Below are 24,122 nucleotides of genomic sequence, written 5' to 3'. Positions count from 1 at the left end.
GGAGTCAGTACGGGTCGCCGCACACCCGCCAGTCGCCGTCCTCGCGCACCACCGACAGCTTCCGCTCCTCGGTGAGGCCGCTGTCGCGGGTCAGCCGCACCGCCACCGTGCCGTGCGGGCTGCCGCCCCGGGTCGCCACCGACACGTCGACGATCTCGTAGCCGTTGACCAACGGCGGGGTGCGCAGCCAGCTCGTGAACCCGATCGGGCTCCACCGGCTGCGCGCGTCGGCGCAGAGCCGGTCGTACGCGCCGTCGGTGTCGCCCGCCGCCACCGACCGCAGGAACCCGTCCGCGGTCTCCCGCACCGGGCCGCTGGCCTGCGTGACCACCTGCACGTTCCAGGCGCCCAGCCCGGCGACCCCGATGCAGCACAGCAGCACGGTCACGCCCGCGAACACCAACCCGGTACGCACCGGGCGGCTCCGACGGGCCGGCCGGCTCCACGGCTGCTCAGCGCCCACCCGTCGACCGTAGAGAACCGGTGGGCCCGCCCGCAGGAAAGTCGGCTCTGTCGTTCCCGTACCGGCCGGTCGGGTCGTGGTCGCCGTCGCCGCCGAGCACTGCCGGGGCCGGCTCCGCCGCGCGCGGTCACGGCTCGATGAGCCCGGCCCGGATGGCGTAGCGGGTCAGTTCCAGCCGGTCCCGGAGGCCGAGCTTCTGCAGCAGGTTGGCCCGGTGCCGCTCGACGGTCTTGACGCTGATGAACAGCAGGCGGGCGATCTCCTTGGAGGAGTGGCCCTCGGCGACGAGCTTGAGGATCTCCTCCTCGCGTTCGGTGATGGCCCTGGCCGGCACGCTCTCGCCCCGCGCGCTGCGTTCCAGGTAGGTGCGGATGAGGGCGTTGATGGCGCCGGGATAGAGGAACGGTTCGTCGCGTACGGCGGCGCGGCAGGCCTCCACCAGGTCGCGGTCGGCGACGGACTTGAGCACGTAGCCGTTGGCGCCGACCTTGAGGGCCTCGAAGAAGTACTGCTCGTTGTCGTACATGGTCAGGATGAGGATGCGCAGGCCCGGCTGCTGCCGGGACAGCTCCCGGGCCGCCTGGAGGCCGGTCAGCCGCGGCATGGCGATGTCGAGGATGGCCAGGTCGGGACGCTCGGTCTGGGCCAGGGCGATGGCCTCCGCGCCGTCGCCGGCCTCCGCCACGACGGTCAGGTCCGGTTCGCTGTCGAGGATGAGGCGCACGCCACGGCGGACGAGGGCGTGGTCGTCGGCGAGCAGGATGCGGGTGGTCACGGCCGGCCCTCCCGGTCGCCGACCGGCACCCGCAGCCGCACCTCGGTGCCGCCGCCCGGGCCGGGCCCCACGCTGAGCTGGGCGCCGATGAGCAGGGCCCGCTCCCGCATGCCGCGTACGCCGGCGCCCTCGGCGGCGTCGCCGATGCCCCGGCCGTCGTCGCGGATCCGCAGCTGCACGTGGCCCGGTCGACGGGTCAGCGACAGCTCGACGGCGGCGGCCCGCGCGTGCCGGACGGTGTTGGTGAGCGCCTCCTGCGCCACCCGGTAGATCACCAGTTCGGCCTCGCCGTCGAGGGCGGGCAGGTCGGCGTCGAGGTGCTGGCGCACGGACAGGTCCGTGTGCCCGGTGACCTCCGTGACGAGCGCCTTGAGGGCACTGGTCAGGCCGAGCTCCTCCAGTACGCCGGGGCGCAGCCGGCGCGCGATGCGACGGATCTCGTCGAGGCTGTCGCGGGTGGTCTCCTGCACCTGGGCGAGTTGGGCGCGGACCGGTTCGGGCGCGTGCCGGGCGACCTGCTTGAGTTCGAGCAGGACCGCGGTCAGGGTCTGGCCGACCTCGTCGTGCAGTTCCTGGGCGACGCGCCGACGCTCGGCCTCCTGGGCTGACAGGGCGCTGGCCGCGCTGGTGGCCCGCTCCGCCTCCAGCCGGTCGATCATGGCGTTGAAGGCGCGGATCAGGTCCGCGATGCCGGCCTGCCCGGCCGGGACCGGGCGGGGTTCCGGCTGCAGCAGGTCGATGGTGGTCATGGCCCGGGTCAGCCGGTGCAGCGGCGCGAGGCCGACGCGCAGCAGCGCGGCGTTGGCGACCAGCATCGCGGCGAGGCCCACGGTCAGCACGAGGGCCTCGGTGAGCAGCACGGGGGTGGACACCGTGACCGGGCCGAGCAGCAGCAGCGTGGCGGCGACGAGTACGGCGGCGTTGAGCAGGAAGATCCGCCAGAACAGCGACACGACGGCACCTCCCCTCGCGGCCCGGCTCCGCCCGGCGCCGGCAGTTCCTTGCGGCCCGCCAGGGGCCAGGCCAGCCCGTCCCGCGGCGGTGATCACCCTCATCATGGTCAGCCTGTCGGCCCGGGTGCGTCCTGTAAATGCGTGCGCGCACCCATTATCCGCCGCGCCCGCGCCTGCGGCCGGGGTGGGACGCGGGCGCATCGCGCCGGGCAGCCGGCGCAGAGCCCTGCGGCAGCGCCGGCGGCAAATGGGTGTCAGCCCCGATGTCGACCCGGCCCGCTCCGATGACCATGGAGGCGAGCCGGGAGCCGCTGCGGCTCCGCTTCCTGCTGCCCGGCTCCACCTGTCGCCGCCCGCGCGGACGTCGCCCGTCACGCCGAGACCCCGGAGGATCTTGTGAACCGTCACCTGATGGTGGTCGAGCCCACACCACCGGAGACCGACACGCCCGCCTGCGCCTACCGGCCCACCAACGCCGAGAACGGCCCGCCGGGCGGATGCCTGTGAGCGCGCGGCCCGCCCCCGCCGCGATCGTCATCTCGCCGGTCGCCGTCGCCTTCACGATGTTCGTGACCACGGTGAACGCCCGGGTGTACGTGTGGCCGCGCTCCGTCGCGGCGTAGCCGGAACCCGCGGGCCAGGGGGCCGCCGTGGATCTCGGTGAGCTGTACGTGACGCTGGCCGTCGGCGCCGGCGTGGTCCTGGCCAGCGTCGGCGCGGCCCGGCTGGCCACCCGGCTGGGCATGCCGGTGTTGCTGGCGTACCTGGCCGTCGGCCTGCTGCTGGGCCAGGACCTGGCCGGCTTCCCGTTCGACGACGCGGCCCTGGCCCAGGCCCTGGGCCTGGCCGCGCTGGCGGTCATCCTGGTCGAGGGCGGCCTGACCACCAGGTTCAGCGACGTACGCGAGGTGCTGGCACCCGCGTCGGTGCTGGCCACCGTCGGCGTGTTCGTCAGCGTCGCCGTCACCGCCGCGGCGGCGTACCTGCTGCTAGACATCGGCTGGCAGATGGCGCTGCTGCTGGGAGCCGTCGTGTCGTCCACCGACGCCGCGGCGGTGTTCTCCGTGCTGCGGGCGGTGCCGCTGCCCCGGCGGCTGACGAGCCTGGTGGAGGCCGAGTCCGGACTCAACGACGCTCCCACGTTGATCCTGGTGCTCACCTTCAGCGCCGCCACCCTCGACGCGGTCGCGCCCCTGCCGCTGGTCGCCACGATGGCCTACCAGTTGGTCGCCGGGGGCGCGATCGGCGTGGTGACCGGCGCTACCGGCGTGTGGCTGCTGCGGCGGCTGACCCTGCCCACCTCCGGCCTGTACCCCATCGCGACGGTCGCCTGCGGGGTGCTGGCGTTCGCCGCCGCCGGCCTGGCCCAGACCAGCGGATTCCTGGCCGCGTACCTGGCCGGACTGGTGCTCGGCAACGCCGGCCTGCCGCACCGCCGGGCCACCCACTCGGTCGCCGAAGGGCTGGGCTGGATCGCTCAGATCGGCCTGTTCGTCATGCTCGGTCTGCTGGCCACGCCCAGCGAACTGCCCGCCGCGATCGTTCCCGCGATCGTGGTCGGTACGGCACTGCTGCTGCTCGCCCGGCCCGCCTCCGTGCTGGTGGCGCTGGCCGCGTTCCGGATTCCACTGCGCGAACAGGCGTTCCTGTCGTGGGCCGGACTGCGCGGTGCCGTGCCGATCGTGCTGGCCACCATCCCGGTCGTCGCCGGGGCGCCGGGCAGCGAACAGGTCTTCAACATCGTCTTCGTGCTCGTCGTGGTGTTCACCCTCATCCAGGCCCCGACCCTGCCCTGGCTGGCACGGCGGCTACGCCTCGACTCGCACGACCTGGGACCCGACCTGCAGATCGAGCTGGCGCCGCTGGACGCCATGGACGCCGACCTCATCCACGTCACCGTCGAACCCGGTTCCCGCCTGCACGGGGTCTACCTGCCCGAGCTGCGGCTGCCGCCGCCGGCGGCGACCACCCTCGTCGTGCGTGGCGACGACTCGTTCGTGCCCGATGAGCACACCCGGCTGCGCGTCGGCGACCAACTGGTCGTGCTCACCACCCCACCCGTACGCGACGCCACCGAACGGCGCCTGCGGGCCGTTTCCCGCGCCGGGCGGCTGGCCACCTGGTTCGGCGAGGCCGGCCATTTCGCTCCACCTGACAACAGGAGGCAATGATGCAGATAGAACGCATGCCGCTGCCCGGCATCGGGGTCGGCTACACCCTGCACACCGGGGAAGGACAGATGATCGGGGTCGTCTGCCATCGCGGCGGCCGGCGCGACGTCGTCGTCTACGCCCCCGGCGACCCGGACACCGTGGAACGGTCCGTGACCCTCAGCCCGACCGAGGCGCAGGAGGTGGCGGAACTGCTGCACCCCATCGCCACCATCGACCACGTCACGCACCTGGAACGCCACCGGGAGGCGATCAGCGTCGTCGAGCTGCCGGTGACGGCCGCCTCGCCCTACGACGGCCGGACCCTGGCCGAGGCCGTCGCGCGCATCCACGGGGTGAGCGTCGTCGCCGTCGTCCGCGACGGGCGGACGGTCACCGCACCGGGGCTGGGGCACGTCCTCGCCCACGGCGACGTCCTGATCGTCGCCGGGGGCCAGCAGAGCATCGAGGCGCTGAGCCGGGCGCTGATCCACACGGACCCGTAGGCCGCGAGCACCGGGCGGTGGATGCCACGTACGCGCGGCATCCACCGGCCACCGCACGTCAGCCGCGGCGGCGGGCCCGGGCCGCCCAGATGGCGTACGCGGGATCGCGGTCGAGGTTGTGCCGGTCCCGGTCGTAGCGGCGGGTGGTGCGCGGATCGGCGTGGCCCATCGCGTCCTGCACGTCCTCCAGGGGCACGCCCTCGGCGCGGGCGGTGGTGGCGAACGCGTGCCGCAACGAGTGCGGCGACAGCCTCGCCCAGGCCGGGATGCCGGCCGTGCGGGCCAGCCGGCGCACCAGCCGGAACATCGCGTGCCGGTCCAGCCTGGCCCCGCTGGCGGTGACCAGCAGCGGGCCGGTCAGCTCGTGCACCGCCACGCCCTGGGCGGCGGCCCGCTGGGCCAGGTACGCGTCGACCGCGTACGCGGTGCCGGGGGTCAGGGCGCGGCGGCGGGACCTGCCACCCTTGCCGACGAACCGCACGCTGCGGTGGCCCCGCTCGGCGCCGAGGTCGGCCAGGTCGAGTGAGACCAGCTCCCCCACGCGAAGTCCGAGGTCGGCCAGCAACGCGATCGCGGCCCGGTTGCGGGCGGCGGTCGGCCCGGTGTCGGCCTCGGCGGCGGCGAGCAGCGCGTCGACCTCCTCGGGGGTGAGCCCGACGGTCGCGGAGTGGTCCCGGTCGATGCGAGGGCGGTCGGCGCCGGCGACCGGGTTGGCCTCGACCGCGCGCAGCTTGACCAGGAAGTCGTACCAGCTGGACAGGGCGGAGAGCCGGCGGGCGACGGTGGCGGGGGTCAGCGGCTTGCCGGTGCGTGCGCCGAGGGTGGCCTCCAGTGCCCGGCCGTACTCGTTGACGTGCAGGAAGTTGGCCTGCAACGGGTCCAGTTCGCGGGCCGCGCACCACGCGAGCCAGCCGGCGACGTCCCGCCGGTACGCGTCGCGGGTGTGCTCGGACAGCCGCCGGTTGCGCAGCCACGCCTCGGTGAAGTCGACGGGCCCCCCGGGCAGGGCCAGCGGGGTGGGCCGGCTTGGCCGCGCCGGAGCGTTCGGGGAGAACATGTGAAAAAGGTTCTCAGCTTCGGGTCGGGAACGGGAGGAGGCGCGCCCTACGCGATCGTGTTGGGCCGCCCGGGGGCGGGACGGGCCGGTGGCGAGAAAGAGCGAGGGGCGGGCGGCCGCACCGGCCGTCCCGCCCCTCGCCCGCCGGGATCAGGCGTTGATCTCCTTGCGGCCGTTGGCGGTGGCAGTGACGGTGACCCGGCGGGGCTTGGCCCGCTCCGCGACGGGGATCCGCAGGGTCAGCACGCCGTTGTCGTAGCCGGCCTCGAGCTTGTCGGTGTCGAGGGTGTCGCCGAGGAAGAGCCGTCGGGTGAAGGTGCCCATCGGGCGTTCGGCGGCGACGAGCTCGACGTGCTCGCCGGCGGGCCGGCGGCGCTCGGCGCGCACGGTCAGCACGTTGCGCTCGACGGTGCAGTCGATGCTGTCCGGGTCGACGCCCGGCAGGTCGAACGCCGCGTAGAACCAGTCGCCGTCGCGGTAGGCGTCCAGGGGCATGACCGCGGGGCGCGCGGCGGTGCCGAAGAACTGCTCGGTGATCCGGTCGATCTCACGGAACGGGTCGGTGCGCATCAACATGGCCTGCCTCCTCGGTTCTCCTGGCCGAAGGTCCTTGAGTTGAGCCGATGAGACTCAACTTCCTGCTCTTTATTTAGCGCGTTCCGGCCGCGACGTCAACTCAGGACCTTCTCGAACCAGTGCTCGGCGTAGGCGCCGTCGTTGTACGCCGGGATCTCCCGGTAGCCGTGCCGGGCGTACAGGGCGCGGGCCTCCACCAGGTCGCCGCGGGTGTCCAGCCGGATCCGGTCGGCCCCCGCAGCCCGGGCCCGCTGCGCCACGGCGGCGAGCAGGGCCGCCCCGCCGCCGTGGCCGCGATGAGCGGGGCGCACGTACACCCGGGTCAGCTCCGCCCAGCCCGGCCGGTACCGCAGCCCCGCGCAGCCGGCCGGACGAGCGTCGCGGTACGCGAGCAGGAGGACCCCGGTGGGCGCGGCCAGGTCATCGCTCGGGTCGTCGGCCATCGCCGCCGCGACCTCACCCGGCCGGACCGGGCGAGCGTGGTAGCGGCGCACCATCTCCTCGAAGTACTCCTCGAGCAGGGTCGTCGCCTCGGGCCGGTCGGGACGGGTCGGCACCGTCGTCCAGTCTGTCGCGCTCACCCGTCGATCCTCGCCCTCGGGTCAACGGGATAACGCCGGCCGCGACGAGGGCGGGCTCGACGCCGGCGGTCAGTCGCCGACGCGCCAGTAGACGCCCTGCTCCCGGGCCAGCAACTGCTCGTCGACCAGGTAGCGGCGCAGCGCCACGTGGTCGGAGCCGCCGTCCTCGCACCAGCGCCGCAACACCTCGTCGACCGCCCGCTCCGGATAGCGCACCCCCGGCTCGAAGGACCTCGCCACGTGCGCCAGCACCACCCGCCGACGGCCGCGCTGCGCCGGCAGGCCGGTCAGCCTGTCGTCGCGCACGAAGGTGCGCAGCACGCGGTCCGTGGAGTCGCCGGCCGGCCGGGGCGCCGCCGGCGTACGGGCCGCCTCCCGCAGCCGCCCGGCGTCGACCCGCAGGCCACCGTCGCCGCCGGCCACCAGGCCCGCATCGACGAGCCGGCGGATCGCGGTGAGCACCTGCCGCGCCGACAGGCCCGTCCGGTCGGCCACCGCCGGGGCGTCGGCGCCGCCCAGCACGATCGCCGCGAAGACCTGCCGCCGTACGTCGTCGGCGAGTGCCCCCGCCAGAGCCTGCGCTGTCATGCCGGCCACCCTGCCAGCCGGCGTACGCGCACCGCACGTCAATTCCGCCCGCGTGGCCCGGTCACCGACGGATCAGCCCGCGGGCCCGGGCGACGGCGACGGCGGCGGTACGCGAGTCGACGTCGAGCTTGCCGTAGACGTGCACCAGGTGCGTCTTGACCGTGGCCTGGCTCAGGTGCAGCCGCCGGCTGATCTGCTGGTTGGACAGGCCGTCGGCGACGAGCTGCAGGACCTCTGTCTCGCGGCGACTCAACGCGGTGCCCGGGGCACGCACCCGACCCATGAGGCGACGGGCGACGGCCGGGGCGAGGGCGGAACGGCCGGCGGCGGCGGCGCGCACGGCCGCCGCGAGTTCCTCGGGCGGGGCGTCCTTGAGCAGGTAACCGATCGCACCGGCCTCCACGGCGGCGAGGATGTCGGCATCGGTGTCGTAGGTGGTCAGCACCAGCACGGCGGGGCCGCCGGGGCGGGCGGTGATGGCGGCGGTCGCCTCGGCGCCGTCCATCCCCGCGCCGAAGCGCAGATCCATGAGCACCACGTCGACCCGCTCCCCCTCGGCGAGGGCGACGGCCCGCTGCGCGGTCGCGGCCTCGGCGACCACCTCGAAGTCCGGCTCGGTGGCCAGGACGGCGCGCAGCCCGGCCCGTACGACCGGATGGTCGTCGGCCAGCAACAGGCGGATCGGACCGCTCACGCGCCCGCCTCCTCGGTGCCCGGGCGCGCGAAGCCGACGGCCAGCCGGGCGCCGCGCCCGGGCGCCGACTCCACGATCAGGTTGCCGCCCAGCTCCTCGGCCCGGGCCCGCATGGCGGCCAGCCCGAACCCGCCGTCGTCGTCCGGCCGGTCGCCGGCCGCGCTCACGTCGAAGCCACACCCGTCGTCGACCACGTCGAGGCCGACCTCGCGCGCGCCGTACCGCAGCGTCACGTCGGCGTGCTTCGCCCCGGCATGGCGCACGGTGTTGGCCAACGCGGACTGCGCGATCCGCAGCAGCGCCACCTCCTGGCGGGTCGGCAGACGCACCGCCGTCCCGTCGACCCACAGGCGTACGGTCAGCCCGGACGCGGCGGCGGTCGCGTCACACAGCCGCCGCAGCGCCGCCGGCAGCGAAGCGCCGTCGAGGCCCGGCGGTGTCAGGGCGCGTACGAACCGGCGCGCCTCGACGAGGTTGTCCTGCGCGGTGCGGCGGGCCTGCTCGACGTGGCCCGCCGCCACGTCGAGCCGGTCGGGGAACCCACGCTGGGCGGCACGCAGCAGCAGTTGGATGCTCGACAACCCCTGGGCGAGGGTGTCGTGGATCTCGCGGGCCAGGCGTTCCCGCTCGGCGAGGACCCCGGCGGCGTGCTCGGCGGCGGCCAGTTCGGCACGGGTGGCGGTCAGCTGCTCGATCAACCGCCGGCGGCGCTCGCTCTCCCGGTACAGAGCCTGGTAGCCGAGGACCGTGCCCACCGACACCGCGGCGCCGATGGCGGGACCGATCACCGCGCCCGGCGTGAGCGCCCCCTGGTGGCCGGCGACACCGGCGACCGCCGCCACGGTCGTCGCCGCCACCGCCACGATCCCCCAGCGCACGGGCAGCAGGTGCAGATGCAGCAGGAACAGCGGAAACGCGAACCACACCCCGTCCGGGGTCAGGGCGAGCAGCACCAGCCACCCGCCGGTCAGCACCGCCAGCCAGGCCAGCGCGGCAGGTCGATGCCGGCGCACCAGCGGCAGCGCCGCCCCGACGGCGTAGACGACGGCCAGCGCCACGGCCGCGGCGAGCACGGCGGCACGCCGCGGGCCCGGCCCGGTGACGGCACGCACGGCGGCCACCGCGAGGAGGAGCCCGACCAGCAGGTGCAGGCAGACGCGCAGCACCCGCAGCGGACGAGCGAGCGATTCCGCGTTCACGATGCCTCCAGGCTAGGACGCCGACGGCCGCCGCCATCAACCAAAAGGTTGATCCCGACGTACGCAGTGCGACGCCCCGAAACCGATCGGCGGCGCGATGGCACCGGCCGTCATCCGGACGACGGTTGGTGCCGGGCCGCCGCCGCGGCTTCAGGCACCTACCGGAAGGCTGATGCGATCGTGTTCGTCGCGTGGAGAGATCTACGGTTCGCCAAGGGCCGCTTCGCCCTGATGGGAACGGTCGTGACGCTGATGACGCTGCTGGTGGTCCTGCTGTCCGGGCTGACCGCCGGCCTGGGACGCGGCAGCACCTCGGCGATCAGCGACCTGCCCGCCGACCACCTGGTGTTCTCCGCCCCGGCCGACGGGCAGAAGCTCTCGTTCACCGAATCCACCGTCAGCCGCGAGCAGTGGCTACGCTGGCAGGACATCCCGGGGGTGAGCGCCGCCGCGCCGCTGGGAATCGCCACCGCCCGCGTCGACGCGGGCGAGCGCAGCGCCGCGCTGTCCGTGTTCGGCGTCCCGTCCGGCTCGGGCCTGGCACCCGCCACCCTCGCGACCGGACGGGCCGTGCTGTCGCGGGGCGCGGCCGACGCGCTGCACGCCCGGCCCGGACAGACCGTGTCCGTCGGCACACACCGCCTCACCGTCGACGCGGTGGCCGGCGACGCCTCCCACAGCCACACCCCGGTGATCTGGACCGACCTGCACGACTGGCAGGTCCTGGCCCCCGTCGCCAACGGTGACGCCGCGACGGTCGTCGCGCTGCGCACCACCAGCGACGCCGACCTGGCCGCCGCCGACCGACACCTGCGCACCCGTACGGTCACCCGCACGCAGGCGCTGTCCGCGATCGGCTCCTACACCGCCGAGAACGGGTCGCTGCAACTGATGCGCGGGATGCTGTTCGGGATCTCCGCCCTGGTCGTCGGCGCGTTCTTCACCGTGTGGACCATCCAGCGCGCCCCCGACGTCGCCGTGCTGAAGGCGCTCGGCGCCACCACCGGCCACCTGCTGCGCGACGCTCTCGGGCAGGCCCTGGTGCTGCTGCTCGCCGGCACCGCCGCCGGCACCGCGCTCGCGGTCGCGCTCGGCGCCGCGGCGGCCGGCACGGTGCCGTTCGCGCTCACCGCCGAATCGGTGCTGTTCCCGGCCGCCGTGACGATCGCGCTCGGTGCGGCCGGCGGCGCCCTGTCCATCCGCCGCATCACCTCCGTCGACCCGCTGATCGCCCTGGGGAGCGCCCGATGAGCCTCGCACTCGCCGACGTCACGCTGACCTACCCCGACGGCGACGCCCGGCTGACCGCGCTCGACCGGGTCAGCCTGTGCGTGCCGGCGGGCAGCACCACCGCCGTCATCGGCCCCTCCGGCTCCGGCAAGTCGAGCCTGCTGGCGGTGGCCGCCACCCTGATCACCCCCGACTCGGGAACGGTGCTCGTCGCCGGCACCGACACCTCGGGGCTCGGCCGCGCGGGCACGGCCGCGCTGCGGCGGGAGAAGATCGGAATCGTCTTCCAGCAACCCAACCTCATCGCCTCGCTGACCGCCGCCGAACAGTTGCAGGTGATCGCCCACCTCGCTGGCGGTTCCCGCCGCGCCGGCCGCGCCCGCGCCGCCGAACTGCTGGCGGCGGTGGGGCTCACCGGCCAGGCCGCCCGTCGCCCGCACCAGCTCTCCGGCGGGCAGCGCCAGCGGGTCAACATCGCCCGCGCCCTCATGAACGATCCCGCGGTGCTGCTGGTCGACGAACCCACCAGCGCGCTGGACCACGAGCGCGGCGCGGCGATCGTCGAGCTGGTCACCGACCTCACCCGCCAGCGCGGTACCGCCACCGTCCTGGTCACCCACGACCGGGAGCACCTGCACCGCGTCGACGCGGTCGCCGAGATGATCGACGGCCGGCTGCGCCTGCCGACCCCGGTCTGAGCGCCCGCTCCGCAGGTCCGGCGCTGCGCGGCGGCCCCCGGTGCGGCAGAGTGACACCGTTGGCCGGCGAGCGAGGAAGGGCGGTTGCGCGTGGAGGGTCCGACCGGGGTGGTGTTCCCGAAGACCGACGCGGGACGCAGTACGTCCACGCTCGGGCGGGCGGTCGTCGCCGACGCCCTGCGCGCCGTCGATCCGGTCGGCGCGCGCTCGGCGGAACACGAGACGAACTGGCGCCACGGTTACCTGGGGCACTTCCGGCGGCTCGTCGAGGCCGGACTGCTCTCCCGCGAGGCCGCGGTGACGATCGCCCGGGACGGGCTCGCCTCGCTGCACCGCCGGATGGCCGTGGTGCGCGCCGACGGCACCGAGACCGGCCTCGGCGAGGTGTTCGACGCGCCCACCGAGGTCGCGCCGCTGCGCACGGCGACGGTCGCCGGCACCGGCGAGGTCGACCGCGAGTTCTCCCTGCCGTACCGGGGCCGGCGGCTGCGCGGCGACGAGCTGCGCCGCCGGCTCGACGCGTGGGTGACCGCCGGCGTCGTCGAGCCCTCCTGCGCCGAGGCGGTACGCGCCGTCATGGCCAACCCGGACTGGCTCGACCTGCGCGACCAGCGCATCGTGGTGCTCGGCGCGGGCGCGGAGATGGGCCCGCTGCCGTCCGTGCTGCGCTGGGGCGGCGACGTCGTCGCGGTCGACCTGCCGCGCCCGGAGATCTGGCGGCGTCTGCTGGACACGACGCGCCGTGGCGGCGGCCGGCTGCACCTGCCCGTCCCGGCCGGCACCGACCCCGACGACGGCGCGTTGGCCGCCCGGGCCGGCGCCGACCTGCTGCACAACCTTCCGCAGGTGGCCGACTGGCTGCTCGGCGTCGACGGCCGGCTCGTGCTGGGCAACTACGTCTACGCCGACGGCGCAACCAACGTCCGGGTCGCCACGGCGGTCGACGCGCTCACCCTCCGGTTGCAGGACCGCCGCGACGACGTGGCGCTCGCGTTCCTGGCCACCCCCACCGACGTCTTCGCCGTCCCCGGCGACGCGGTGCACCACGCCGAACGCGGCTACGCGGCGCGCGGCGTCGTCCGCCGGTCGTTGCGGGTCGCCTCCGGCGGCAGGCTCCTGCACCGCAACTACCCGCCGGGCGTCGACCCGGGCGTCAACGACAGCCTCGTCCCCCAGCAAGGGCCCAACTACGCGCTGGCGAAACGCCTGCAACGGTGGCGGGCCACGGTGGCCCGCGACGGCGGGGCGACCGTGTCGTTCACCGTCGCCCCGCCCACCCGCACCCGCTCGGTGCTGCGCAATCGGGCGCTGGCCGCCGCGTACGCCGGTGCGCACCGCTTCGGCATCGAGGTGTTCGACCCGGCCACCAGCAACACACTGATGGCCGCGCTCCTGGTGCACCACCTGCGTACGGGCGCTCCGGCGCTGCCGCACCCGTGGCAGGACGAGGCGTACGGCGCCGCGCACGGCGGACTGTGGCGGGTGCCGTACGCCCCGCGCAGCGCCCTGGGCCTCGCCGTCCTGCTCGGACTCGGCGGCGCGCGGACCTGACCTGCCCCGACCGCCGACGGCTCCGTGCCGGCCGCTCAGCTCAGCCGAGCTGGAGACGGTCGGCCAGGTCGGCCCGGGTGAACGCGGCGACCACGTCGTCGCGCCCCTCGGTGAAGTGGGCCCAGCTGTCCACGTGCACCGGCACGACCCGCCGCGCGCCCAGGATGCGGGCGGCCTCGGCGGCCTGGGCGCTGTCGAGGGTGAGCAGCGCGCCGTCGAACATGGGGGTACGCACGGCCCCGGCGAACAGCACGGCGGTGTCGACCGGCCCGAAGCGCTCGGCGATCTGCCGGACCAGGTCCAGCGAGGCGTTGTCGCCGCTGACGTAGACCGTGGGCAGGTCGGCGGCGGTCAGGACGAACCCGACGACCTCGCCGGTGAGCGGCTCGCAGCCCTCCGGGCCGTGCCGGGCGGGCACGCCCGTCACGGTCACGGTGCCCCCGCCGGGGCGCTCCAGCTCGACGGACTCCCACGGCGCCAGGCCCCGGGCGGTGCCGCCGAGACGACCCGCGCCGCTGGGAGTCGTCACGGTCAGGGCGACGTCGGCCAGCAGGGCTCGACCGGCGTGGTCGAGGTTGTCGGGGTGCTGGTCGTGGGAGAGCAGCACCGCGTCGACGGGGCCGAGGTCGGCCGCGCCGGCGGCGGCGGGGGCCGTCTTGGTCAGGACCATGCCGGGACCCAGCGGGTAGTCGCCGGGGGCGTCGAAGGTCGGGTCGGTCAGGAACCTGAGGCCGCCGTACTCGATGAGGGCGGTCGGGCCGCCGAAGACGCGGACGGGGACGGTCGTCGTGCTGGTGTCGGTCACCACGGTTCCTCACGGTCGGGGGATGGCTCTGCCGTGAGGAACCGTAATCGACCGTTCATCGCAGGGTGAGCGGGGTCTCCGACCCGATGCGAGTCAGCTTCTGCGGGTTGCGGACATAGTAGAGGCCGGTGATCCGTGCGTCCTCGACACGCAGCGCCAGCACGCCGTCGATCTCGCCGTCGAGGCGTACGAGCAGTGCCGGGTTGCCGTTGACCACGGTCGGCCCGCCGGTGAGCACGCCGTCGAGCCTGCTCAGACCACCGAAGAACATCCGGGCCACCTTCTCCGCGCCCGTGACCGGCCGCAACGCGGCCTGCATGACACCGCCGCCGTCGCTGACCAGGACGACCTCGGGGGCGAGCACGTCGAGCAGGCCCCGCAGGTCCCTGGTCTCGATCGCGTGTCGGAACGACTCCAGCGCCGCCCGGGCCTCGCTCGGCGAGACCACCCGACGGGGGCGGCGGGCGTCGACGTGCTCGCGGGCGCGGTGCGCGATCTGCCGGACGGCGGCGGGGCTCCTGCCGACGGCGGCGGCGATCTCGTCGTAGCCGACCTCGAACGCCTCCCGCAGCACGAACACGGCGCGCTCGGTCGGCGACAGCGTCTCCAGGACGAGCATCAACGCCATCGACACGCTCTCGGCGAGTTCGACGTCCAGAGCCACGTCCGGCGCGGTGAGCAGCGGCTCGGGCAGCCACGGGCCGACGTACGCCTCCCTGCGGCGCTTCATCGCGCGCAGCCGGTTGAGCGACTGCCGGGTCGTGATCCGGACCAGGTAGGCGCGCCGGTCGCGTACCCGGTCCATGTCGACCTTGACCCACCGCAGCCAGGTCTCCTGCAGGACGTCCTCGGCGTCGGCCGCCGATCCGAGCATCTCGTACGCGACGGTGAAGAGCAGGTTGCGGTGGGCGACGAAGGTCTCCGTCGCCGCGTCGGTGCCGTGGTCGCTCATGTCCCCCCTGCGCTCCTTCGCGGTCGGCCCCCGGTGGTCGAGGGCTCTCATGACGGCCGGGCCGCCCGTGCGGTGGTGGCCGTCGCCTCGACGCGCCTGGCCCGCAGCAACTGCTGGCGCGTGTCGTCCTTGATCCGCAGGGCGAGCGAACCGGGTCTGCGTGCCTCGTACGCCAACTGCCAGATGATGCTCCTGCAGACGAGTTCCTTGAGCTTCGCGGCCGGGCGGCCGCCGAGGTGCAGTCGCACCGCGGTGTCGTTCCGGCGGGAGAACTGGAACAGGCCGGCGCGACGCCCCAGGCTGACGCACTGGCCGGCGAACCCCACGTGGACCGGCGCGGGCTGCTCACCCGCGAGCCGGCTGAGCACCGTCTCGGCGGCCTGCGGGCCGAGCTGCATCGCGGCCTGGCAACTCATCCGGAACGGCAGGTCCGACGGCGCCGCCGAGTCCCCGGCCGCGACGATGCGCACGTCGTCCACGCTCGTCAACGTCTCGTCCGTGAGCAGCCGGCCCGACGCGTCGGTGCTCAGCCCGCTGCGGCCGGCCAGGTCCGGCACGCCGAATCCGGCGGTCCAAATGGTCACCGTGCTCGGCAGCCGGCGACCGCCACCGAGCCGCACGGCATCGCCGGCGACGGCCGTCACCGTCGCGTCGGGTCCGTCGAGCACGGTCACTCCGAGCCGGGCGAGCCTCGCGGCCACCGAGCGCCGGACCCGCGGATGCAGGTACGGACCGAGCACCTCACCGCAGACCAGGGTCACGGCGCGCCCCGCCTCCGCCAGCTCGGCGGCGGTCTCGATGCCGGTCGGGCCCCCGCCGACCACCGTCACCGGGGCCCCGGCGGGAGCGGCGGCGAGGACGGGCCGCAACCGCTGGGCCTCCTCCAGGCTCGCCACCGGGTAGGCGAACTCGGCCGCCCCGGGCACGTCCGGGGCGGCGCTGCCGCTGCCCACCGCGTAGACCAGGTAGTCGTAGCCGACCGTGCCGCCCGTCGCCAGCGTCACGCGGCGCTCCGCAGCGTCGATCCGGGTCACGCTGTCGACGACCAGCCGCACGCGCCCGGCCAGGACGTCCCGGTAGTCGACGACGGCGTCGTCGGTCCCACCCACCAACTGGTGCAGGCGGATCCGCTCGACGAAGGTCGGCCGCGGGTTGATCAGGGTCACTGTCACGTCGTCGCGCCGGGTCAGGCGATTGGCCGCCATGACGCCCGCGTACCCGCCGCCGATCACGATCACATCGGTGTTCCCGTTCATGGTGTCTCCTCCGTTTCCTGGGCCTTCGGTCTCAAGACACCGCGTGACCGACCGTTGTGACATGCGTGGGCCAGATCACTGCCCGAGCCCCGGCACGAAAAAGGAAGGTGGCGCGCCGCGATGTCGCCTAGCCTCGCGAGGACACCCACCGACACGAAGCGGAGATCGATCATGAGAACGTCCGGCGGTTTCCCCGGTTCCCTATCCGTCTCCACCGCCGGAAAGGCACTTCGTGTTCGGTCTGTTCGAAAACCCTGTTGATCCCTTCCCGACCGGCGACGACCGCACCCCGGCCGCCGGCGCCCGGCGGTTCCTCCTGGAGGAGTTCCGACCGCTACGACCGGTCGTGACGGCGGCCGTCGCCACCACCGTGCTGGCCGCCGCGATCGAGGTGTGGCTCATCGGGTACGCCGGACGCCTCGTCGACACGCTCGCCGCCGCGAGCCCGGACCGGCTCTGGGCCGACCACGGCACCGGGTTGCTCACCGTCGCCGTGTTCGTGCTGCTGGTCCGGCCGCTGATCCACGTCATCGGCGAGGCGCTGGACGACATCGCGTTCCGCGCCAACGCCCGCCCGCTAGCCCGCTGGCGGGCACACCGGCACGTGTCCCGGCAGTCCGTCGGCTGGTTCCGCGCCGATCTCGCCGGACGCATCGCCACCCTGGTACGCGACGGCGGCGATGCCGCCAGCACCGCCGCGTACTCGGTCGTCCACACGCTGGTGTTCGTGATCGCCTACATCGCCGGCTCGGTGTGGCTGATGTCCACGATCGACGTGCGCCTGCTGCTCCCACTGGGGGCCTGGATACTGGCGTACGCGCTGCTCATGCGGTGGATAGTGCCGCGCTACCGGCGCGCGTCGGAGCGCCTGCAGGACGCGGAGTCCGCGCTGACCGGCCTGCTCGTCGACTCGTACGGCAACGTCGACACGCTCGCGCTGCTCGGCGGCCAGGACAGCCGCACCGCACACGACCGCCGGGTGTTCGCGCTGTCCAGGCGCGCACACCTGGACCTGCAGCGGGTCGAGGTGACGATCAACGGCACCATGATGGCGCTGAGCAGCGCGCTGCTCGTCGGACTGGTCGGATACGGGATCGCGCTCTGGCGTACCGATGCCGCGCCCCTGGGTCTCGTCGCGGCCGCGCTGGCGCTCAGTTTCCGGATCACCGCGATGGCGGAGTGGCTCCTGGACGCGGTGTCGTCGCTGTTCAGGTCGGTCGGCGCGCTCCGGCGGGCCCTGCGGACCGTCGCGCAACCGCTCGCGGTCGCGGACAAACCCCAGGCGACCCAGCTGCGGGTACGGGGTGGTGCCATCACCTTCGCGCAGGTCAGCCACCACTACGGCCGTGGCGGGGGCGGGCTCGACCGGCTCAGCCTCGACGTCGCCGCCGGTGAGCGCGTCGGCATCGTCGGCAGGTCGGGTGCGGGCAAGTCCACGCTGGTCGGGCTGCTGCTGCGGTTCCACGACGCGGAGTCCGGCACGATCATGATCGACGGCACCGACATCACGGACGTGACGCAGGAGAGCCTGCGCGGCCAGATCGCCATGGTCGCCCAGGAGGCCACCCTGCTGCACCGCTCGGTCAGGGAGAACATCGCCGGCCCCGACGCCGACGACGCACGGGTCGAAGCAGCGGTACGCCGGGCGTCCGCCGACCGGTTCGTCGCCACGCTGAGGGACGCGGACGGTCGGACCGGCCTGGACGCGCATGTCGGCGAACGGGGCGTGCGCCTCTCCGGTGGCCAGCGGCAGCGGATCGCGCTGGCCCGCGCGTTCTACCGGGACGCGCCGATCCTGGTCCTGGACGAGGCCACGTCCGCGCTCGACTCCGAGGCGGAGGCCGCCATCCACGGCACGCTCAGCGAGGTGATGACCGGCCGTACGGTGATCGCGATCGCCCACCGACTCTCCACCATCGCCCGCATGGACCGGATCGTGGTCCTCGACGCCGGCCGGATCGCCGAGCAGGGCACCCACGCGCAGCTGCTGGAACGCGGCGGGCTCTACGCGGACCTGTGGTCGCGGCAGTCCGGCGGATTCCTCGGCACGGCCTCGGTCAGTGCCGCAGCGGTCCGGTGACCTCGATCGGCTCCACGTGCCCGGTCAGCGGCGCCCGGCGGTGCAACTCGAGCCCGACGTCGATGACGACGGACCGCTCCAGGGCACCCACCCGCGGCATCGGGATCCACCGCGCCAGGTCGGTCGAACCGCCCGTCTCGTCACGAAGCTCACCGCCGGTGACGCGTACGCGGTAGAAGACGCCCACGCTGTGCAGCTCCGCGCCGTCGGGGCCGCCCCACTCGACGTACCTCGCCCGCGAGTCCACACCGAGCAACCGCTCGACCTGGACCTCGTAGCCCGTCTCCTCGGCCGCCTCGCGGACGACCGCGTCGAACGGATCCTCGCCGTGCTCGACCCTCCCACCCGGCAGCGTCCAGTGTCGCTGGGACCCGTCGGGCGACACGTACCGGGCAAGCAGCAGATGTCCGTCCCGCAGACACACGCCGTACGCGGCGACCCGCAGCCGTTGCGCGACCACTTAGCTCCCCTTCCGAACCCGAGGCCGACAACCGACCGCTCGCCATCCAGCGCCCGCATGTCAGGCGCGGCACCGCCAGGGTAGTCGCGTGGAACGGGACGCCGGACGCTCGCCCGTTCCGGCGGCAGCGCGGCTGGACCGTCCCGGCGCACGATGCCGGCGGATCGGCGATGCTGTGGGCGTGGAGTACGTGTCCAGAGTGCCGCGACCGCCGCTGGACGGGCTGATCGACGACCTTTACTACCTGGAGGGTGCGTCGCCGTACGCCCGGCTGGCGCTGCCGCCGATGCCGGCGGCGTTGCTCATCGTCAACCTCGGGGCGCCGTTCCGTATCCGCGCCGGCATCGACATCGAGCCGGCCGAGTACGCCGACGGCTGCGTGGTCACCATGCCCACCCGCGCCTTCGAGTTCGGCTATCCGCCGGAGACCCGGTCCGTCGGCGTGCACTTCAAGCCGTGGGGGCTGGCGCCGTTCCTGCCGATGCCCGCGGCCGAGCTGTGCGACCGGCCGGTGACGGTGGAGCAGGTCTGGGGCCGGCCCGCCATTGCTGAGCTGCGAGACCGGCTGGCCACGGCGGGCGGACCGCACGAGATGCTGACGCTGCTCGAGGAGGAGCTGATGCGACGGCTGTGCGAGACCGCCGGCCTCGGGCTGGTTCGCCGCACGAGCAGCGTCATCGCGGCGACCAGCGGGGCGGTGGCGATCGGCGACCTGAGCGTGGCAGCCGGTGTCAGCAGCACTCATCTGGCACAGCGGTTCAAGGAGCTCATCGGCGTCACGCCGAAGCGGCTGGCCCGCACCCACCGCTTCGCCGCCACCGTGTTCGCGATCAACCCCGCCGGACCGATCGACTGGGGCGACCTCGCCGGTGGCGCGGGCTACTTCGACCAGGCCCACTTCGGCCACGAGTTCCGGGCGTTCACCGGGCTCACACCGACCCGGTACGTCGAAGTCCGGCGGCGGTTCCTGCGCGAACATCCCGGCCACGTGCTGGACGGCTGGCCACTGCCGGCCGATTGATTTCTTACAAGAGCAACAGCTCACGACACGCTAATTTGGGGGCACGCCGAAGCAGAGGAGAGCCGCGTGGGCAAGGTGGTCATGTACAGCTCGGTGTCGGTGGACGGCTTCGTCGCGGACGAGAATGACCAGCCCGGACCGCTGTTCGACTGGTTGTCCAGCGGTGACGTGCCGTTGGACTCCAGCGGCGAGTTGAAGGTGTCGCAGACGTCCTACGACTACACCCGGCCGTACTGGGACCAGATCGGGGCGACAATCGTCGGCCGCCGGGTCTTCGACATGACGGACGGCTGGGACGGGAAGCCTCCGGGTGGGGTCGACCACGTGGTCGTCGTGACGCACCGGCCGAAGCCCGACGGCTGGGACCCCGAGGCGCCGTTCCACTTCGTCGATGGCGTCGAGGCAGCGGTGGCCAAGGCGCAGGAGCTTGCGGGTGACCGCATGGTCGAGGTCGCCGCTGGCGACGTCGGTGGCCAGGTGCTTGCCGCGGGCCTGGTCGACGAGGTGCGCATGGACGTCGTGCCCGTCGTGTTCGGGTCCGGCAGGCGCTACTTCGGGTCGGTCCACGCGCAGCACCTGTTGGAGGATCCTGACGTGGTGATCCAGGGCAACCGGGTGCTTCACCTGCGCTATCGGGTGCACCGACGACCGACCTGAGCGGATACGTCTCACCACTGATCAGCAGGGCCACCGCTGACCTGGGCGTACTCAATCGCGTGTACCTGGCTGCACGAGTCTTACCGACACCCCGACTTCAAATTCTGCGGAGTCCCTGGCCGATCGCCAGCAACAGCTCGCACAGGTTTCACTTCTCGACCAACCAGGTACTTAACGCCCGCTATGTTTACTGGCCAGGCCAACAGCGGTAGCCCTCACCGGCTGACAACGGGCGCTGCTGGAGTCTGATGAGGCGGATGGCTACCCAGGGCGTGTCTGGTGACTCCCTGATACTGCCCCAGCGCGTCGGGCCTGGCCAGTTCGTAGGCCAGGTCGGCGGCAGCAGTCGCGTGGGACAAGTCGCCGACGGTGTAGACCACGGTGGCGAGCAAGAGCAGCACAACACTGCCGCCCGTGCCGAGCCAGGCGGATACCGGATAGAGCAGCATCGCCACCGCCAGCACCAAGCCAGCACGACGCATTGCACGGGCGGCCGTCAGGGCGTTCTCCGCCTGCGCGCTGATCCGGACTGTCAGGAGCACCGTCAGGATGGCGTTCGTGACCAGAACCGCCGATACCACCGCCCGGGGCGCCGACGTCTGGGCGGCGATCCACAACGGAAGCACCAGCGTAAGAACGACGCTGTGCAGCGCCATGACCGCGGTCGCGGAGGCGGTGGCCACGGTGGCGGAGCTGGTGCCCGATCCGGATTCGTGGGAGGCCGGCAACCGGCAGGCTATCGCCGCCCGGTACCGGGTCGTGCGCCCGTTCGTCCGGCTGCTGGCCGAGGAGTTGCCGCTGGGTGCGGCGCCGGCCGGCACCGAGTTGCTCGTTGAGATCCGGGGCCGGGTTCCCGGGCTGTTGCGCCGGCGGGTGGATCAGAAGCCGCTGACCGAGGCAGACCTGAACATGGCGTTGGTGCCACCGATGTGGCGGCGGGCCGTGCTGCACAACCCCGCCCTCGATGGCGCCGCTGACCGCGACGGGTACGTGATGTGCCTGCTCACCTTGTTACATGCGGCGCTGCGCCGGCGCGACATCTTCGCCGACCCGTCGCTGCGCTGGGCCGACCCGCGGGCGAGGCTGCTGGACGGTGCCGATTGGAGCGCGGTTCGCGGCGAGGTCCTGGCGGGTCTGGGCTTGACCGCGCCGGTGGAGGAGCACCTGGCCGAGTACGCCACGACGCTCGACGCGGGGTGGCGGCTGCTCGCCCAGCGGATCGAGGAGGCCGGCCCGGACGCCAGCGTGCGGGTGCCCGATGGCGATACCGGCAGGACGCGGTTGTCGGTGCAACGGTTGGAGAAGCTGGGCGACCCGCCGTCGCTAGTCGACCTGCACCGCCGGGTCGACGCGATGATGCCGATCGTCGACCTGCCCGAGCTGCTGATGGACGTGCACTCCTGGACCGGGATGCTCGACGCGTATACCCACGTGGGTGGGCTGGCCACCCGCATGGAGCAGCTGCCGGTCACGGTCGCCGGGCTGTTGGTCGCCGACGCCTGCAACGTCGGCCTGGTCCCGGTGATCCGTCCGGGCGACCCGGCGCTGACGCGCGACCGGCGCTCGCACGTCGACCAGAGCTACGTGCGCCCGGACTCCCACGCCGCAGCGAACGCCCGCCTGGTCGATTACCAGGCCAGGATCGGGATCACCGACCTGTGGGGTGGCGGCCTGGTCGCCTCGGCCGACGGGCTGCGTTTCCGGGTGCCGGTGCAGTCGATCCACGCCGCGCCGAGCCCACGGTTCTTCGGCTACAAGCGAGGCATCACCTGGCTGATCGCGGTCAACGACCGGTTCGCCGGCCTCGGCGCGATCATCGTCACCGGCACCGTCCGCGACAGCCTCTGCATCTTGGACACGCTGCTGAACCTCGACGCCGGGCCCAAGCCGGAGATGGTCGCGACCGACACCGCCAGCTACTCGGACATCCTCTTTGGCCTATTCCGACTGCTGGGCTACCGGTTCTCCCCACGGATCGCCGATGTGGGCGGCACCGGCTTCTGGCGTGCCGACATCCCGGGCCAGCCCGCCGGCGACTACGGCCCGCTGAACGCGATCGCCCGCAACAAGGTCAACCTCGACCGGATCATCACGCACTGGCCTGACATGCTGCGGGTGGCCTGCTCCCTGGTCACCAACCAGGTCCGCGCCTACGACCTGCTGCGCATGCTGACCCGCGACGGGCATCCAACCCCGCTCGGTCAGGCTCTGGCCGAGTACGGCCGGATCGCGAAGACGCTGCACCTGCTCGCCATGGTCGACCCCGTGGACGAGACCTACCGGCGCACCGTTACCCGGCAGCTGAACATCGGCGAGTCCCGACACTCTCTGGCCCGCAAGATCCTGCATGGGCACCGTGGCGACATCATGCAGCCCTACCGGGCCGGGCAGGAGGACCAGCTCGGCGCGCTCGGGCTCATGCTCAACGCCGTGGTGCTCTGGAATACCCGCTACATCGACCTAGCCGTCAACGTGCTCCGCGGCCAGGGCTACCCGGTCCGGGACGAAGACGCCGCCCGGCTCTCCCCGCTCGGCTACGCCCACATCAACATGTTCGGCCGCTACAGCTTCCCTGCCCCGAGCACCGAGCAGAAACTGCGGCCGCTTCGCGATCCCGACGCCGCCGCAGGTTGACCCGTTGACGTGCCGTGTGGCCCGATTCGGGTTGCGGCCCGCGCTACCACCCGGGCAAGCTTCCCGGATGCCCGCAGCCCACGCGTATCACGACCAGGCCGGTGACTTCTTCGCGGCACACGCCGCCGACGGTCCGCACAACGCCTACACGGACCGGCCAGCCATGCTGACGCTCGCCGGCGACGTTGCCGGTCTCCGGATCCTGGACGCCGGCTGCGGCGGCGGCCACTATGCGGCCGCGTTGGTCGGCCGGGGAGCCGAGGTGGTGGCTGTGGACGGTAGCGCGACGCTGGTCGGGCACGCCCAGGCCTTGCTCGGCGACCGCGCCGAAGTCCAGCAGCACGACCTGGACGCGCCGCTGGCATTCGCGGCCGATGCGTCGTTCGATGGGGTTGTCTGCGCGCTGGTACTGCATCACTTGACCGACCGGGCCCGGTTCCTCGGTGAGGTGCGGCGAGTGCTGCGGCCGGGCGGTTGGTTCCTGCTGTCGACGACACATCCGGTGTCGGACTGGGGGTACTTCGGCGGGTCGTACTTCGATGAGAGCTGGGTCGAGTTCCCTGTGGCCGACGGGATCACCATGCGCTTCCAGCGGATGACCCTTGAGTCTCTGGTGACCGAGGTGCTCGACGCCGGGTTCGTGCTGGAGCGGCTGGTCGAGCCGAGGGCAGTCGAGACGCTGCGCGCTATCAACCTGGAGCGCTACGAGCGGCTGACCGAGCGCCCGAGCTTCGTAGCCCTGCGCCTACGCCGGCCCTGACGACGCTCACTGCAACTCGTACGCCGATACGTGCTCGGTGCAGTCGTTTGAGCAGGAGCGCGCTGCGGGTCAGCGCGAGACCTGGGGGTGCCGACGGCGGTGGCGCGTTCGAGGACGCGGTAGACGGTAGGTCGCGAAACCTCGAACAACTCGGCCAGCTCGGCGATGGTGTGTTCGCCCGCGGCGTGCAGTTTGACCAGGTGGGCCTGCCGCGGACCACGGCACGTCGAGGGGATCCTCGGTCAGGAAGTGACCCAGGAAACGCACTGTCCCGATCTGCAACGCCGCGCCGAGCCGATTGTGCGAGCCGCGTTTGTTCGCCAGGAGGTCCAAGGCAGTGCTGTCGAGCAGGAAGAACCCTTCTAGCTCCGAACGGGTCAGGTCACCGACGAACCGCTCGTACGCGGCTACCTGGTCATCGGACAAGAACTCCACGGGCACAGCGGAACAACGTACGTCGATTTCATCTGCTTGGG

25 protein-coding genes and 1 pseudogene are annotated in these 24,122 nt (G+C 73.2%); 10 read left to right on the top strand and 16 right to left on the bottom strand.

Going from position 1 to position 24,122, the window contains the following annotated elements; all coding sequences use genetic code 11:
- Positions 1 to 4: 4 nt before the first annotated feature.
- From OG989_RS22480 to OG989_RS22470, 3 genes are all read right to left on the bottom strand, one after another.
- Complete coding sequence (locus tag OG989_RS22480) at positions 5 to 463, bottom strand: Rv0361 family membrane protein (RefSeq protein ID WP_327028334.1); 459 nt, start codon at positions 461 to 463, stop codon at positions 5 to 7.
- Positions 464 to 590: 127 nt separating this feature from the next.
- Positions 591 to 1,238 carry a response regulator gene (locus tag OG989_RS22475; RefSeq protein ID WP_132237626.1) on the bottom strand — a complete coding sequence of 216 codons (648 nt, stop codon included), beginning with the start codon at positions 1,236 to 1,238 and terminating at the stop codon, positions 591 to 593.
- Positions 1,235 to 2,191, bottom strand: a complete 957-nt coding sequence (locus OG989_RS22470; protein WP_327028333.1) for a HAMP domain-containing sensor histidine kinase — start codon at positions 2,189 to 2,191, stop codon at positions 1,235 to 1,237. Before OG989_RS22470 ends, OG989_RS22475 begins: the two co-directional genes overlap by 4 nt.
- A 650-nt stretch (positions 2,192 to 2,841) precedes the next feature.
- Here OG989_RS22470 and OG989_RS22465 point away from each other — a divergent pair.
- Together OG989_RS22465 and OG989_RS22460 are read left to right on the top strand one after the other, a co-directional pair.
- Complete coding sequence (locus tag OG989_RS22465; protein WP_151453192.1) at positions 2,842 to 4,362, top strand: potassium/proton antiporter; 1,521 nt, start codon at positions 2,842 to 2,844, stop codon at positions 4,360 to 4,362.
- Complete coding sequence (locus tag OG989_RS22460; protein ID WP_327028332.1) at positions 4,362 to 4,847, top strand: cation:proton antiporter regulatory subunit; 486 nt, start codon at positions 4,362 to 4,364, stop codon at positions 4,845 to 4,847. Before OG989_RS22465 ends, OG989_RS22460 begins: the two co-directional genes overlap by 1 nt.
- 58 nt (positions 4,848 to 4,905) lie before the next feature.
- Here the strand turns inward: OG989_RS22460 and OG989_RS22455 are convergent, their stop codons facing one another.
- From OG989_RS22455 to OG989_RS22430, 6 genes are all read right to left on the bottom strand, one after another.
- A complete protein-coding gene (locus tag OG989_RS22455; protein ID WP_151453190.1) occupies positions 4,906 to 5,904 on the bottom strand; it encodes a tyrosine-type recombinase/integrase in 999 nt (332 codons plus the stop codon).
- Positions 5,905 to 6,054: 150 nt separating this feature from the next.
- Positions 6,055 to 6,480 carry an Hsp20/alpha crystallin family protein gene (locus OG989_RS22450; protein WP_151453189.1) on the bottom strand — a complete coding sequence of 142 codons (426 nt, stop codon included), beginning with the start codon at positions 6,478 to 6,480 and terminating at the stop codon, positions 6,055 to 6,057.
- Positions 6,481 to 6,575: 95 nt separating this feature from the next.
- Positions 6,576 to 7,061: a GNAT family N-acetyltransferase gene (locus tag OG989_RS22445; protein ID WP_225851998.1), complete on the bottom strand. Its 486-nt coding sequence runs from the start codon at positions 7,059 to 7,061 to the stop codon at positions 6,576 to 6,578.
- Between the two features lie 69 nt (positions 7,062 to 7,130).
- Complete coding sequence (locus tag OG989_RS22440; protein ID WP_151453188.1) at positions 7,131 to 7,649, bottom strand: DUF2087 domain-containing protein; 519 nt, start codon at positions 7,647 to 7,649, stop codon at positions 7,131 to 7,133.
- 61 nt (positions 7,650 to 7,710) lie between these two features.
- Positions 7,711 to 8,343 carry a response regulator transcription factor gene (locus tag OG989_RS22435; protein WP_151453187.1) on the bottom strand — a complete coding sequence of 211 codons (633 nt, stop codon included), beginning with the start codon at positions 8,341 to 8,343 and terminating at the stop codon, positions 7,711 to 7,713.
- Positions 8,340 to 9,542 (bottom strand): sensor histidine kinase, encoded by a 1,203-nt coding sequence (locus tag OG989_RS22430; RefSeq protein WP_327028331.1) that lies wholly within the window; start codon positions 9,540 to 9,542, stop codon positions 8,340 to 8,342. The genes OG989_RS22435 and OG989_RS22430 overlap by 4 nt, the downstream gene beginning before the upstream one ends.
- A gap of 231 nt (positions 9,543 to 9,773) precedes the next feature.
- On the opposite strand from OG989_RS22430, the gene OG989_RS22425 reads away from it, so the two are divergent.
- From OG989_RS22425 to OG989_RS22415, 3 genes are all read left to right on the top strand, one after another.
- Positions 9,774 to 10,793 (top strand): ABC transporter permease, encoded by a 1,020-nt coding sequence (locus OG989_RS22425; protein WP_327028330.1) that lies wholly within the window; start codon positions 9,774 to 9,776, stop codon positions 10,791 to 10,793.
- The gene (locus OG989_RS22420; protein WP_327028329.1) at positions 10,790 to 11,470 is read left to right on the top strand and encodes an ABC transporter ATP-binding protein; all 681 of its coding nucleotides are present in this window, start codon (positions 10,790 to 10,792) and stop codon (positions 11,468 to 11,470) included. Before OG989_RS22425 ends, OG989_RS22420 begins: the two co-directional genes overlap by 4 nt.
- Positions 11,471 to 11,560: 90 nt before the next feature.
- On the top strand, positions 11,561 to 13,021 hold the full coding sequence (locus OG989_RS22415) for a hypothetical protein (RefSeq protein ID WP_327028328.1): 1,461 nt from the start codon (positions 11,561 to 11,563) through the stop codon (positions 13,019 to 13,021).
- A 40-nt stretch (positions 13,022 to 13,061) separates the two neighbouring features.
- On the opposite strand, the gene OG989_RS22410 is transcribed toward OG989_RS22415, so the two are convergent.
- Genes OG989_RS22410 through OG989_RS22400 form a run of 3 tightly spaced genes read right to left on the bottom strand, consistent with a single transcriptional unit; the run spans position 13,062 to position 16,034 of the window.
- The gene (locus OG989_RS22410) at positions 13,062 to 13,829 is read right to left on the bottom strand and encodes an MBL fold metallo-hydrolase (RefSeq protein WP_425855286.1); all 768 of its coding nucleotides are present in this window, start codon (positions 13,827 to 13,829) and stop codon (positions 13,062 to 13,064) included.
- Positions 13,830 to 13,881: 52 nt separating this feature from the next.
- On the bottom strand, positions 13,882 to 14,778 hold the full coding sequence (locus OG989_RS22405; protein WP_327028326.1) for an RNA polymerase sigma-70 factor: 897 nt from the start codon (positions 14,776 to 14,778) through the stop codon (positions 13,882 to 13,884).
- Positions 14,779 to 14,825: 47 nt separating this feature from the next.
- Positions 14,826 to 16,034 (bottom strand): NAD(P)/FAD-dependent oxidoreductase, encoded by a 1,209-nt coding sequence (locus OG989_RS22400; RefSeq protein ID WP_151453180.1) that lies wholly within the window; start codon positions 16,032 to 16,034, stop codon positions 14,826 to 14,828.
- Between the two features lie 232 nt (positions 16,035 to 16,266).
- On the opposite strand from OG989_RS22400, the gene OG989_RS22395 reads away from it, so the two are divergent.
- Positions 16,267 to 18,114 (top strand): ABC transporter ATP-binding protein, encoded by a 1,848-nt coding sequence (locus tag OG989_RS22395; RefSeq protein ID WP_327028325.1) that lies wholly within the window; start codon positions 16,267 to 16,269, stop codon positions 18,112 to 18,114.
- Here OG989_RS22395 and OG989_RS22390 read toward each other — a convergent pair.
- Entirely contained in the window at positions 18,092 to 18,574 is a 483-nt protein-coding gene (locus OG989_RS22390) for an NUDIX domain-containing protein (protein WP_327028324.1), read from the bottom strand. The two genes, OG989_RS22395 and OG989_RS22390, sit on opposite strands and share 23 nt — an antisense overlap.
- Positions 18,575 to 18,755: 181 nt before the next feature.
- On the opposite strand from OG989_RS22390, the gene OG989_RS22385 reads away from it, so the two are divergent.
- Both OG989_RS22385 and OG989_RS22380 read left to right on the top strand, forming a co-directional pair.
- A complete protein-coding gene (locus OG989_RS22385; protein ID WP_225851995.1) occupies positions 18,756 to 19,595 on the top strand; it encodes a helix-turn-helix domain-containing protein in 840 nt (279 codons plus the stop codon).
- Between the two features lie 66 nt (positions 19,596 to 19,661).
- Positions 19,662 to 20,252, top strand: coding sequence for a dihydrofolate reductase family protein (locus OG989_RS22380; protein WP_327028323.1), 591 nt, complete (start codon positions 19,662 to 19,664; stop codon positions 20,250 to 20,252).
- 215 nt (positions 20,253 to 20,467) lie between these two features.
- Here OG989_RS22380 and OG989_RS22375 read toward each other — a convergent pair whose 3' ends face one another.
- Positions 20,468 to 20,908 carry a hypothetical protein gene (locus tag OG989_RS22375; protein ID WP_327028322.1) on the bottom strand — a complete coding sequence of 147 codons (441 nt, stop codon included), beginning with the start codon at positions 20,906 to 20,908 and terminating at the stop codon, positions 20,468 to 20,470.
- Between OG989_RS22375 and OG989_RS22370 the strand changes: the two genes are divergently transcribed.
- On the top strand, positions 20,907 to 22,886 hold the full coding sequence (locus OG989_RS22370) for a Tn3 family transposase (protein ID WP_327028321.1): 1,980 nt from the start codon (positions 20,907 to 20,909) through the stop codon (positions 22,884 to 22,886). The genes OG989_RS22375 and OG989_RS22370 overlap by 2 nt on opposite strands.
- 67 nt (positions 22,887 to 22,953) lie before the next feature.
- On the top strand, positions 22,954 to 23,646 hold the full coding sequence (locus OG989_RS22365; RefSeq protein WP_327028320.1) for a class I SAM-dependent methyltransferase: 693 nt from the start codon (positions 22,954 to 22,956) through the stop codon (positions 23,644 to 23,646).
- Here OG989_RS22365 and OG989_RS22360 read toward each other — a convergent pair.
- Positions 23,589 to 23,846, bottom strand: coding sequence for a helix-turn-helix domain-containing protein (locus OG989_RS22360; RefSeq protein WP_225852000.1), 258 nt, complete (start codon positions 23,844 to 23,846; stop codon positions 23,589 to 23,591). The two genes, OG989_RS22365 and OG989_RS22360, sit on opposite strands and share 58 nt — an antisense overlap.
- A gap of 73 nt (positions 23,847 to 23,919) precedes the next feature.
- Positions 23,920 to 24,081 (bottom strand): annotated as a pseudogene (locus tag OG989_RS22355) (DUF4158 domain-containing protein); the annotation flags it as partial.
- Positions 24,082 to 24,122 lie beyond the last annotated feature (41 nt).

The organism is Micromonospora sp. NBC_01740 (assembly GCF_035920365.1).
Taxonomy (GTDB): domain Bacteria; phylum Actinomycetota; class Actinomycetes; order Mycobacteriales; family Micromonosporaceae; genus Micromonospora; species Micromonospora reichwaldensis.
Note: the sequence above shows the minus strand (reverse complement) of the source record. Positions and strands in the feature narration are given on the sequence as shown.